Origin of the sequence: Streptococcus suis (assembly GCA_022354845.1) — a bacterium.
Taxonomy (GTDB): domain Bacteria; phylum Bacillota; class Bacilli; order Lactobacillales; family Streptococcaceae; genus Streptococcus; species Streptococcus suis_AA.
This window is the reverse complement of the sequence record CP031970.1, coordinates 44,701-56,967: the sequence shown is the minus strand read 5'-3', so window position 1 is coordinate 56,967 and position 12,267 is coordinate 44,701. Positions and strand designations below refer to the sequence as shown.

Annotated in this window: 14 protein-coding genes; all 14 read right to left on the bottom strand. The window is 33.9% G+C overall.

What is annotated here, in order from left to right:
- Positions 1-77: 77 nt before the first annotated feature.
- The 14 genes from D2A30_00340 to D2A30_00275 all read right to left on the bottom strand — a co-directional run bounded on the left by D2A30_00340 (position 78) and on the right by D2A30_00275 (position 12,252).
- Positions 78-1,346 carry a MerR family transcriptional regulator gene (locus D2A30_00340; GenBank protein ID ULL20188.1) on the bottom strand — a complete coding sequence of 423 codons (1,269 nt, stop codon included), beginning with the start codon at positions 1,344-1,346 and terminating at the stop codon, positions 78-80.
- A 106-nt stretch (positions 1,347-1,452) separates the two neighbouring features.
- Entirely contained in the window at positions 1,453-3,165 is a 1,713-nt protein-coding gene (locus tag D2A30_00335; protein ID ULL20187.1) for an ABC transporter ATP-binding protein, read from the bottom strand.
- Between the two features lie 4 nt (positions 3,166-3,169).
- On the bottom strand, positions 3,170-3,916 hold the full coding sequence (locus D2A30_00330; protein ID ULL20186.1) for a hypothetical protein: 747 nt from the start codon (positions 3,914-3,916) through the stop codon (positions 3,170-3,172).
- 4 nt (positions 3,917-3,920) lie between these two features.
- Entirely contained in the window at positions 3,921-4,790 is an 870-nt protein-coding gene (locus D2A30_00325; GenBank protein ID ULL20185.1) for an ABC transporter ATP-binding protein, read from the bottom strand.
- Between the two features lies 1 nt (position 4,791).
- Positions 4,792-5,211, bottom strand: a complete 420-nt coding sequence (locus tag D2A30_00320) for a hypothetical protein (GenBank protein ULL20184.1) — start codon at positions 5,209-5,211, stop codon at positions 4,792-4,794.
- Positions 5,212-5,225: 14 nt separating this feature from the next.
- Complete coding sequence (locus D2A30_00315; protein ULL20183.1) at positions 5,226-5,813, bottom strand: CPBP family intramembrane metalloprotease; 588 nt, start codon at positions 5,811-5,813, stop codon at positions 5,226-5,228.
- A gap of 10 nt (positions 5,814-5,823) precedes the next feature.
- Positions 5,824-6,573, bottom strand: coding sequence for an amino acid transporter (locus D2A30_00310; GenBank protein ULL20182.1), 750 nt, complete (start codon positions 6,571-6,573; stop codon positions 5,824-5,826).
- Between the two features lie 586 nt (positions 6,574-7,159).
- Positions 7,160-7,666 (bottom strand): hypothetical protein, encoded by a 507-nt coding sequence (locus tag D2A30_00305; GenBank protein ULL20181.1) that lies wholly within the window; start codon positions 7,664-7,666, stop codon positions 7,160-7,162.
- 12 nt (positions 7,667-7,678) lie between these two features.
- Positions 7,679-8,167 carry a hypothetical protein gene (locus tag D2A30_00300; protein ULL20180.1) on the bottom strand — a complete coding sequence of 163 codons (489 nt, stop codon included), beginning with the start codon at positions 8,165-8,167 and terminating at the stop codon, positions 7,679-7,681.
- Entirely contained in the window at positions 8,157-8,804 is a 648-nt protein-coding gene (locus tag D2A30_00295; protein ID ULL20179.1) for an ATP-binding cassette domain-containing protein, read from the bottom strand. The genes D2A30_00300 and D2A30_00295 overlap by 11 nt, the downstream gene beginning before the upstream one ends.
- Positions 8,741-9,226, bottom strand: a complete 486-nt coding sequence (locus tag D2A30_00290) for a hypothetical protein (protein ID ULL20178.1) — start codon at positions 9,224-9,226, stop codon at positions 8,741-8,743. The genes D2A30_00295 and D2A30_00290 overlap by 64 nt, the downstream gene beginning before the upstream one ends.
- 4 nt (positions 9,227-9,230) lie before the next feature.
- Entirely contained in the window at positions 9,231-10,373 is a 1,143-nt protein-coding gene (locus tag D2A30_00285; GenBank protein ID ULL20177.1) for a hypothetical protein, read from the bottom strand.
- A gap of 27 nt (positions 10,374-10,400) precedes the next feature.
- Positions 10,401-10,685: a circular bacteriocin, circularin A/uberolysin family gene (locus D2A30_00280; GenBank protein ID ULL20176.1), complete on the bottom strand. Its 285-nt coding sequence runs from the start codon at positions 10,683-10,685 to the stop codon at positions 10,401-10,403.
- 274 nt (positions 10,686-10,959) lie between these two features.
- On the bottom strand, positions 10,960-12,252 hold the full coding sequence (locus tag D2A30_00275; protein ULL20175.1) for an adenylosuccinate lyase: 1,293 nt from the start codon (positions 12,250-12,252) through the stop codon (positions 10,960-10,962).
- Positions 12,253-12,267 lie beyond the last annotated feature (15 nt).

The window sequence follows — 12,267 nt, the reverse complement described above, 5'->3', positions numbered from 1 at the left end:
AAGTTTCGCTATCTTCACAATGATGAGGAATAAGCTTTTCAAACTGTAGAAAGATGAATAAGAATGATCCCTCAAGACTATTTATTTTCAATAATCCGTAAAAATCGCTCTACATAATGTGGATCCAAATCATTGTACTGACTACCTTCTGCCGAACTTTCTTTGGAAATTCCCAATTCCATCAGTCGCTGATCAAATTCTTCTAGTTCAATATAGGTGTCATCTGACACTAATTTCTGATTGACAGTCGGTTGCATGAACACTTTTTCTTCCCCATCTAGGTCAATACAGTAGCTAAATGTTCCCTGCCGTTTAGTCTCATCTAGTGCAAACAACTTTGTCCCAAATCCTGTCCAGACCGATTTAACATCGCTGTAGACAAATTCTTTGGACGGAACAATCAGATTAATTTCAATAATACGATTATTAGTGACAGCTGTTGTTGTACTAATTAGCAGAGCCATCAACAAGATACAACTTACTGTCAGAGGAAGTAGATATTTCCATGACAGCCTCAACAGTCTCGCCAGTTTTCCAAAAAGTAATATAAGAAAAGTCATAATAAATAATATAAAAACCTTACTCAGACCAATCGAATACTCATAAAAGAGCCAATCACTTGGTAGAAAAAAAGTTTCTGTCAACCAGCTAACAAAGATAAAGCCGGCAATCCCGACCACAAGGGAAACTAGTGCTATGGGAATCCACCAAACTTGACTGCGGTTTTTCTTACAAACCTTGTCCCGATTCTTCCACCAAGTCACAAGATAATCTCTCCACAGGAGTGTTATCCAGGCGGAAGCAAAAAGCGAGAGAATAGATAGTAAGAGTAGATTTTCTTGGCGGCCTTGTTGAATTCTTGTAAACAACCAAAGAATCGGACCTGATAATATGAACGTCTGCAAAAGAGTCATCCAAATACTCGGTAGCAAGGCATATTCTATGTCTTTTTTCAACTCTTGGAAATCATCGCTTTCCACATAAGTAATAGAATTCTGTATTTCTTCAAGCCAACCATCTTTCTTCCCCAAGTATTTGACTACTTGGTCTAGCAAATCAATCTTATTCGTCAATCTTTCTTGCTTCTGAATGATGGCTTGCTTTTTTCTCAACAAAGCCGATTTCAACCCTTTTTCTGACCATGTAAAAGGTTCTTCTATCTCTGATAAAGAAAAATCGAAATAGCGGAGCAACTTAATCAAACGAAGTTGCCGCACATTTTCCACTGAATAGTCACGATAATCGTTGACCGGATTTCTCTCCACAGAAATCAATCCCTTCTCCTCATACAGACGTATTGCCTTAGTTGACAGCCCTGTCAACCTTTCCACATCTTTGACTCGCATCTTAATTCTCCATATTTGTTAATACATAAAGTATATACTATTCCCCTAGGGTTGAGTCAAGACTTATCAGAAAAAATAAAAACAGGAGCTATCAACTCCCGCTTTATTAACTTGCATTTGGTAAGTTTCTTAGAAAATCATTGTACAAATGGCTATGAGTCATTAGCTGTTGATGGTTCCCATAATCAGAAACCTGCCCATTTTTATCCAAGACGAGAATAGCGTCAGCTCCTTTTACAGTATGTAGGCGGTGAGCAATGGTCAAGCGTGTCTTTCCAACTGTTAGACGATCAATCGCTTTGCTAATGATGTGTTCCGTCACACTATCTAAGCTTGCTGTTACTTCGTCTAAAAGATAGATAGGGTGCTCTAGTAACAACGCTCTCGCAATATTTAAGCGTTGTTTTTGACCCTCTGACAGACCTGCACCATTTTCTAGAATCCGTGTATCTAAGCCTTGTTCCATCTCCGAAACTAACTTATTGAGACCTAACTCTTTTAAAATAAAGCAAATTCGTTCCTCCGATACAGCTTCATTTTTACCATATATAAGATTTTCCCTAATCGTTCCATGGAAAAGCGTATTGTCCTGTGGAATATAAGAAATCATGTTTCTCACTTGTTTTGCAGAAATTGACGATAGCGAGTGACCACCAATCAAAATATCTCCCTGGTAATCTTCATAAAACTTCATCAGCAAAGAAAAAATCGTTGATTTCCCAGCACCACTTGGACCAACAATAGCCACATGCGCGCCCGCAGGGATTTCCACGGAAAGACCATTCAATGCTTGATCTTCATTGTATGAGAAATGAACATCTTTCAATTGAATTGAAGCATCTTGAATCATCAATTCAGTTAATGGTTGTTCTTCCTTACTCTGTTCTAATAATTCTACCAGTCTCTTAGAAATTGCTTTAAATTCTGTCAATTCATTCAAAGATGAAACCATATCAATCACAGGTTCAATCATTTGCATCATGTATAAAACAAAGGTTGTTAGTGTTGCTATTGTCATCACTCCGTTTGTTACTTCCATTCCTGCAACAAGTAACATCAAGATAATTAATCCCATCATTAAGCTACTAACTAGCGAATGTTGCACAACTGAATATTTTATTATGTTTTCAAAACTGAGAGCTAAACGGTCAAAAGCTCCTGTCATACTATGTAATTCAGATTCTTCTCCTTGAAAAGCTTTCATCAAACGGAAATGAGTAAATTTATGACTAATATGACCAGAAATCTCACCCAAACCCTTTTGATAATTTGAATAGCTGTTTTCTAATTTGTAGCTCATTGGCACCATTACTAACGTTATAAAAGGCATCAGCATTAGACTCATGAGAGTGAGAGAGGAACTAATAGTCCAAAGAAAATAAATTGAGCCTAGCAGAATAAGAACATTCATGAATAAATTCGGAAGAACTACCGTAATAAAATTTAAAACAGCAGACATATCATTGGTTAGACGACTGGCAATGTCCCCTGATTGAAAGTTATCCAATGCAGAAACTTCCGAGTGTAACAAATCAGAATATATTGTTACTTGTACCTTCTTTATCGCCAAATTTCCAACCCTACAAATCAAATAGTTTCCAAAAACTTTTATTATATTAATTAAGATAAAAAGTGAAAGGTAACCAATCAGTTTGATAGGATGATCCAATAAATCAACAAGGAAGTGACGATCTAGGAACTGTCCGATAACTTTTGGTACAAATAATCCCAAAATTACACCTGTTATACTTAATAAAATACCTAAAATGAATAGATTCTTTTTCAGATGACGATATATAAGCCTGCCTATTTTTTTCATAGTACTAAAATTCCAAATTTTTCATACGAAATGCACCTGCAACATAAGAGAATAGACAATAAACAATACCTACCCCCAATAACATTAAACAGCCTATGGTAATATTTGATTTTTCAAAGATAGTGACATAACCACTCGGAAAGAATGGGGCCAATGATGGAAAGAATATTGCGATGCTCATTAATGCATTAAGGATTAACGCAATGATTAATGTAATACCGTTCCTGAAATATAGCGAACACACACTTGTCACAACCCCAACAATAACATATGACGAAATTACTGAGATTACTGAAAGAATAGAATAATTAAAATCTTGACTCCAAAAATTTAAACTCCCATACGGCAGATGTGCAACTTGAAGATAGTACACACCGAGCGAAATGATAAAGTACCCTATACTATAAATCAAAATTACTGTAAGCATACTTAATAATTTCATCAGTAGAATTTTAAATCTACTTATATCCTTATATAATAATAGTCTTTTTGATTGAACCTCTTGACGCATCATACTGATTGAAACAAAAGCTAATGCAATAGATGGGATGATCGAGTTGAACTGTAGATTAAATTGGCCATAATAAAAATCAAAAAATGCGATTTTAATATTTTCAGGGCCCGCAAAAGAGAACATTCTAGAATTCAACAATGTTGATATCAAATATAAAACTGGCGTTAAACAAAGTGACAGAAATATCTTGGTTTCTTTACGACTTAAAGTTGAGCGTAATTCTGGAAAAAACATCATATCTTTAGTCTCCCATCTCAAAATAATCTTTCAAATGGTTTTCTTTTATTTCAATTTTTTTAATGGCTTTTTGACTGGATAGTGTGTACATTAATTGATTCAAATAATCCGCCTCCGAATCGATTGTAACCTCAATTTTGCCATCTTGGATACTTTCAAACAGTTCAATAGGTAATTGGACTTCTGATAAATCATCTTTCAATTGAATAATAACACTTGGGGCAGATTGAATCTGCATTTCCGTTTCAAGCCTGCCTCCTTCAATGTATACATAACGATTGCATAAAGCCTCTAATTCTCCTAATTGGTGACTAGAGATAATCATTGAAATATTTCGTTCTTGTGACCACTGTTTTAGTATCGAAATTAATTGATTTACTCCTAATGGATCTAGTCCAACAAATGGTTCATCAAGCAACAAGAATTCTGGCTCCGATACCAGGGCTATAGCCAAGGCTGTCCTTTGTTTCATTCCAAATGAAAACCCTTTTGGTTTCCTATTTCTTGCTTCCCATAAATCAACTAAACGAAGTGTTTTCTCAATATTAGAATATTGTTCCTTTTTTCCATGAATATCTAGATAAAATTTCAAATTGTCCATTACTGTCATTTCTGGATAAAAAACTGGTTCAATCATGATTCCAAAATTTGACAGAATATGCTTCGTCTGATGAATATTATGTCCAAAATACTCAATGCTCCCATCCGTAGGTCTTAGAGATTTTGCAATTAACTTCAATAAAGTAGACTTTCCTGCTCCGTTTTTCCCGATTAATCCTACAATATCTCCTTGATTAATCGTTAGATTCACATCTTTTAAAGAGTAAAAATCATTTCCTGAAAATCTTTTTGATAAATTCTCTATTTTTAACATACTATGCCTCCACTAATGTTGTATTTCTATGCATCTGATAATAGTAATTTAATCCAAATATACTAAAATATAGAATTGTGGCAAAAATTAACTGAGAAGGATAAAGTAGAGAATTACTTACCTCCACTGTAAAATTACTTGTCTGTACTGTGTTTTGTAAAATATATTGTTGCCATTCTCCACTTTGTTCAGCAAAAATACCAAAAGAAATATAAAATAGTAGTGATAATAGTGGTACCATGATCAGTTTCGCTATGCCTGTATTCTTAGATTGTTTTATCAGTTTATTCGTAACAACAACACTAACGATAAGTGGTAACACATATAGAAGACCAGCTAAAACAATTAGGGGCATATCGCTCAAAAATGATATGGATATAAATACTAAAGCAGCATATAACATGGAAACAACAAACAACATAAATATTTTTCTCCTTAAATAATTTTTCCAACCACTACATTGTGTAACCAATGAATGGCAATAGAATATTGTAAACCAAATTTCAGACCTACCCTAGACAACAGATAACCTGCAGGTACTTTAATCATCGCATTTAACCAAAAATCTCCATTTATATGAAGCAATAATCCAAAAAGTAATGATGTCACTATAATAGTGAAAAAAGTATGATATTCCTTAAATAAAATATGAAATGCGACATATCGAAATAAGTATTCCTCACAGATTGCAACAATCAGTGCTGTAAAAATTTCATCTGATTTAATAAAAATTGAATTCATCAGAAGAATGATAACGAGTATCAATATAGACTGATTTTTGCTAAACGGAACCAATTCCTCTTCAAACTCGATTCCGATTTTCTTTGAAATAAAAGTGGGAATTAAAATAAATCCTGTACTCATTCCTACTAACTTAACAAATAAATGACCACTATCATTCTGTAGAATTTCCAACATTACTAATGCAACATTGCCAATATTTGCTATTAAACCAGCTAACATAATAAGAGCAACAACTATTATCAAATAAAATATTTTATTATTTTTAGCATGTGTATTCACAAACTATCTCCTAATATTCTATTTTTTCAAATGCCCTCATTCCTAAATAATAGAAAGTGCAGCAATAGACACCACTAATAAAAATTAATCCAAATACAGCAAATAAGGTTGAGCCACCCAACTCAGCATACCCTGTTGGGAATAAGAATTTACCTAACGATAATTGAGGAGCTACATTTGAAAATAGCATAAAGAGTACCCCTCCAATCACTGATGCTGCAACATTATACCGTATAGAAATATTAGCTACTAAAAGAATAACAATAACATATACTGCTATACGGGCTAAAATAATCAATAAATGATGTGATAGTGATTTGAGGGAACTTGGGAAGAAATGTCCTGAAATATAGTTATGAGGTAACATGAACACATAATAACAAATAAATGATGTGATAAATGTACCAATAATAAAAATTCCTAAAATTTTCATCAGGTTATAGATCTTCGCTTTAAATATGAGTGGTTTTTCGATATCTTTAAATAAAAACAGACGTTTTGAAGAAATTTCATTTCTAAAGACACTCATCACACTGTAACTTAATAATAATGTTGGAATTGTGAGTTGCCACTGAGTATGCACGATTATCTGCCAAAACATGATAAACGAAATCTGTTCTCCTTCAGCGTAACTTGCAATACCAGCTTGAAAAATACTGACTAAAGCAGTTATCAACGGATATATCATACAAATTAAAAATAATACTATTTCTCTCTTACTTAAAATTGAACGAAAAACAGGTTTTAATAATTCCTTCATTTCTTTTCCTCTGTTTTTATAAACTAAGCTAGACGCGTAAATAGATACACGTCTAACTTCTTTTGTTTCCAAACTTTTACTTCGTTTTATATGATTACCAATAGAATCTCTTGCCTTTGTACCCAAATTTTAAGAAACCAAAATTAAGTTCAAAACGAGAAGCAATTTTTCCAAACAATTTATGCATATTTATCTCCAATCTATTTTATTTATTATTTAACAAGACAAAATCAATCTTTCCATTTTAGTCAACCAATACTTATATTCTTATTCGGTAGCATCAGATTCATAACTATTTTAGAAAATATATGTATTTCAGGTATTATTACCAATGGAAGACTTTACCACGATAACCAAATTTCAAAAAACCTAAGTTTAATTCACAACGCCCAAATGTTTGACGAAAAAGTTTCTTCATATTCTTTCTCCTTTCATTTTTCCTACACTTGTTTATTCGTAAATCATTTGCATTTTTTGAAAAAATGTTAATTTTTTTGAATAAGTTGTGAGCTTGTTTTCCCCTTCACCTATTTATTCGCAAGTAAACAAAAAAATTCTCTGGAAGATCCAAAGAATTTAATATCCTTTATACAGGAGAAAGCTCACTCCCCTTAACATCTCTATATAAGCTAATTAATATTATAGCAATATATACAACAAATAGCACTATACTTCCATAAAATTTAAAATTAGTTGCTACTACAGTAAATTGACGAACATCTTCAAAATTTATAGAATTTACAATCATGTTAAACCCAACAAATCTATATATCGCGTGCAAAAACTGCACCACAATATAAGATAAATATAACCATTTAGCTTGTAAAATTTTACCTTTTAAGTAACAAATAAGTACACCAATCAACAGTAATAATAGCAAAATTGTCAACCATTTATTGATATTATTTTGATAAAATTCAGCTTGATTCAAAGTAAATTTCTGACTCTCTAAAATTAGTTTGTCAATCTCCACATCCCCTGTTAGTTGTAAATGTAATGTAGTTACTTTTTGAAAAAATACTTGTTGCAACCTACATGCCATGGCTAATATTGATAAAATAACTAACCCAATAAATCCTCTGGTTCGCTCCATAACAACCTCTTTCTAAACTAATTCTAATAATAATGCTGTAACGTTACTTAAATAGAGTACCGAACGAACCAATACTGCTACAACTGTAAATTTCTTAGTAGCCTTCTCTCTTAAAACAAAGTACATAATTGTACTACCAAGAATAGGAATTAGAATATAGAACAATATTTTAGGCAATACTTCAATAAAGGTCAATGCAAATACATTACAAACTGTTTCGCTAACCAAAATAGCAACTGATAGTTGCTCAGTAACATTCCCGCAAACTTTCTTCAGAACAATTGACAAAATATAATGATAGGTGAGGTATAGCAATAATGAAAAGACAATCGTTGCAAATGTAAGTAATACATTCAAACTTCGTGATGAAATACCCGCAGATTTACCTAATGCTTCAAGTGAAGCAGAGAGTGTTGTATCCAACTGAATATAGTGAAATACTAGCAATGTAAAACTCAACAAATAACTAATTGAAAAAAAATAGTGAAGTTTATCTTTCATAAATTTTTCCCTCTTCTACAACTATACACTTAAACTTAGTCTCTTCGTCGGTTAAGTTGTGGTCAACAATTAAGATGATTGTACCTTCCTTTCGACGCTTGTTCAATTCTTTCAAAACCTGTTTTCGAGAACTACTATCTATATTCGACATTGTTTCATCCAAAATAATTAAATCCCAAAATAAAGGTTCCACTGTAAGACTCAGTCCGACTTTATGCCTCATTCCGACAGATGCTTGCTTACACAGCCTTGTCAATTGTTCCGGTAAAAATAAGGAAGTTTTCAAACTTGCTGTAATACCAAAAATATCTTGATTTATCCGTAGATTCTCTTCAATGGTCAAATTAGGAAATGTAACCTCTTCATTTGTTAAATATAAAATATTTTGACTACCATTTTTAATAAATGACTCTGATTCCTTGGTTAACTTTGCTAAATGTCGCAAAAAGACACTCTTTCCTGAACCATTTTTCCCCTTGACTAAGTAAATATTTGGTTGTAATTCCATTGAATCTATCACAATCGACAGATCTGAACTAAGTCTAAGTTTTTTTTCCTCTATTATGATTGTTTTCATGATATATTCCCTTCTATCCAAGCTGCAAGTATTAAAATTAAATAACTTATGATATAGCATCTCCAATTCAACAATACTGTTTGAGTAAGGGTCGAAAGCTTTGAATTTTTCCAAAAAGCATTAAACATATGAAAAGACAGAAAACTATAAAATAGAATATTTGGCAATTCTAATAGTGCGTGCGGCAATAGCAATGAGATAGTCTCTTCTAATCCATACACTTTATAACCAGCATAAATATTGACAGCCAAAGCCAAGAATTCATAAGTCGCCACAACGATATTGATCGGAAACAAAATAAAATACAAGAAATAATTATACGTATTATTTAACAAGATTTCAACAAATGTCTTCTTCTGTGCAATATGTATAGTTCCGAAATCCATCTGAAAATCAACACCGGACAAGAAAAATAATACTAAAATGAAAAATAAACACCATACTAAACTCCACTTATAAAAATGTTTAAATTGTACTTTCAAAAGGCTATCCTCCTATAAATGAAGCTAAATAAGTGGTTACAAGTAAGATGACAAAGGTTAGATATTGAAATAAAAAACTATTAACTTTTTGCTGCTTTTCAAACATTCTTTCCTCTGCCCAATAATATACAAAGCCTAGTAAAATGAATATCACTGTCTGGAAACTCAAGCGCCCTAAAGGAACTTTTCCTGCAATCCCCATAATTAACATACACATAAGGATTTTAATACTAACTATGTAATTTTCTGACAATAAAAAGCGTTCTAGTAAATTTCGAGAACTGTTTTGTAAGAAATAATATTTAGAAATATAATTACTTTGGTGCTTATATTTTTTATCAAGAAGTAGCTCCAACTCTAGCAACAAAATAAAGAGAAATATACTACTTCCATCACTATGGAATATATAGTAAAAGATGAGGCCTGCTAATAGACTACCTAGCATCTTCACAGTGGATTTTCTATAATCCTCAGCAATAATATTATGGATAACAAAATTGTATAAAGTAATTCCACGAATATGCTTACTCTTATAATCTGACTTTTCGATATCTAATCTAAAAAGACGTAATTCTTTTTTTAAAGTCATGACTAGAATGATTATATAGACTAGTTGTATAACTGTCAGAAGTGTAATAAATTTCACACCGCAAATAGCACATACAGCCATCATTAAAACGATGCATATTCCTAGAAACTTATAATATAAATGTGATAACAATTTCAATCCCAACCACATCAATACCAATAACACAGAATTAACAATAATCAAGACCTTTGATAGATTTTGTACATTCATTAAAACCGTCGCTAATATATATAACATGGATGCCATTGCCAATGGATTGTTTTCCATAAATAGATACAAAAATAATCTAGCGCTATGACTACTATTAGTTCTATAAACTTTGAATTTATCTAATGAGAATTCCTTCAAAGTAAAACCATAATTATAAGCTAATAACAAATACAATACCAAAGTATTTACAAGTAGACCTGTCTGTACATTGCAAATTGTAGTTAAAAAAGCAAAGAAAAGAGCGATTGTCACTACTAAAATAATTTTAAAAAACGACTGATTCTCACTTCTGAGAGTTACTTCTCTATTTTGTGATATTCGAGTCAATTTATAAAAACGAACTAGCATTACTCGCCCTCTTTCTCATCTATTTTTTTACCAAGCAGCTGCGGCTCTCTTACCGTAACGTTTGGCTAGTGCTTTTGCTGATGCAAGAAGTGCAACACCTATTCCTCCTCCACCAACAATCGCAGCTACAATTCCAACAATTGCGTACACCGTCCCTGCAGTAGATACAATATCAATCACTTTATTTGCTGCATATGCGTTAATACCTAAGGTAGAAGCAAGTTGGGCCGATTGATAAAATGGTATTGCAGCCATTGTTAAAGCAGTTGGGGCAAGGAACATCAGTTTAGAAACTTTCTTTTTTGTCATCATTTTTACCTCTCTTTATATCTTAAAATAAATTCAACGTCATATTTTATTTATCTACCTCATTTTTATCTCCTTATCCTAATTATTTGAAACAAGTATTTCATTCACCTATCTCTTAAGTGAATTTCCCTCTCACTTAATTGTTCGCAAATTGTTTGCATTTTTTGAAAAATTATTAATTTTTTTGAATAAGTTGGGAGCTTTTTTTCCCCTTCACCTATTTATTCGTAAGTAAACAAAAAAAATTCTCTGGAAGATCCAAAGAATTTTGATTTTTTTATAATCCAAGTCGAGCAAAGATATCATCCACACGCTTAGCATAGTAGTCTGGGTTGAAGAGTTCATCGATTTCTTTCTGACTAAGTTTAGCTGTCACGCGCTCATCCGCTTCAAGAAGAGGCTTGAAGTCCACTTGATTATCCCAAGACTGTGCCGTTTTTGGTTGCACCAAGTCATAGGCTTCCTCACGCGTCATACCTTTTTCAATCAAACTGAGCATGACACGCTGGCTGTAAATCAAGCCAAAAGTCGACTCCATATTGCGTTTCATATTCTCAGGGAAGACCGTCAAATTCTTAACAATATTGCCAAAACGATTGAGCATGTAGTTAATAAGGATAGTCGTATCCGGCGTGATAATGCGCTCCGCTGACGAGTGGGAAATATCACGTTCGTGCCAGAGGGCCACATTCTCAAAAGCCGTCACCAAGTGACCACGAACCACACGAGCCAGACCAGTCATATTTTCAGAGCCGATAGGGTTACGTTTATGAGGCATAGCAGAGCTACCTTTTTGGCCTTTGGCGAAATACTCTTCTACTTCGCGTTGTTCAGATTTTTGTAGTCCACGGATTTCTGTCGCCATACGCTCGATAGACGTTGCAATCAATGCTAGGGCTGAAAAATATTCTGCGTGGAGGTCACGAGGAAGGACCTGGGTCGAAATTTCCTGCGGACGAATGCCCAATTTGCTACAAACATACTCTTCCACAAATGGAGGAATGTTGGCAAAGTTACCAACCGCACCTGAAATTTTACCAGCCTCAACGCCTTTAGCCGCCACATCAAAACGCTCCATGTTGCGTTTCATTTCGCTATACCAAGTCGCCAACTTAAGACCGAAGGTCGTTGGCTCCGCATGGACACCGTGAGTCCGCCCCATCATAATGGTGTACTTGTGTTCACGCGCCTTGTCGGCGATGATATTGGTAAAGTTTTCAAGGTCGCGACGGATAATGTCGTTGGCCTGCTTGTAGAGGTAGCCGTAAGCCGTATCCACCACGTCGGTCGACGTCAGACCGTAGTGGACCCACTTGCGTTCCTCACCAAGACTTTCCGAAACCGCACGCGTGAAAGCCACCACATCGTGACGAGTTTCCTCTTCAATCTCTAAAATGCGGTCGATGTCAAAAGTCGCTTTCTCACGAATCAAAGCCACATCTTCCTTCGGAATCTCACCCAACTCAGCCCAAGCCTCATCAGCGAGGATTTCCACCTCCAACCAAGCCCGGTACTTGTTTTCTTCACTCCAAATAGCCGCCATCTCAGGGCGTGAATAACGTGTTAACATTTTTTCTCCTTAATT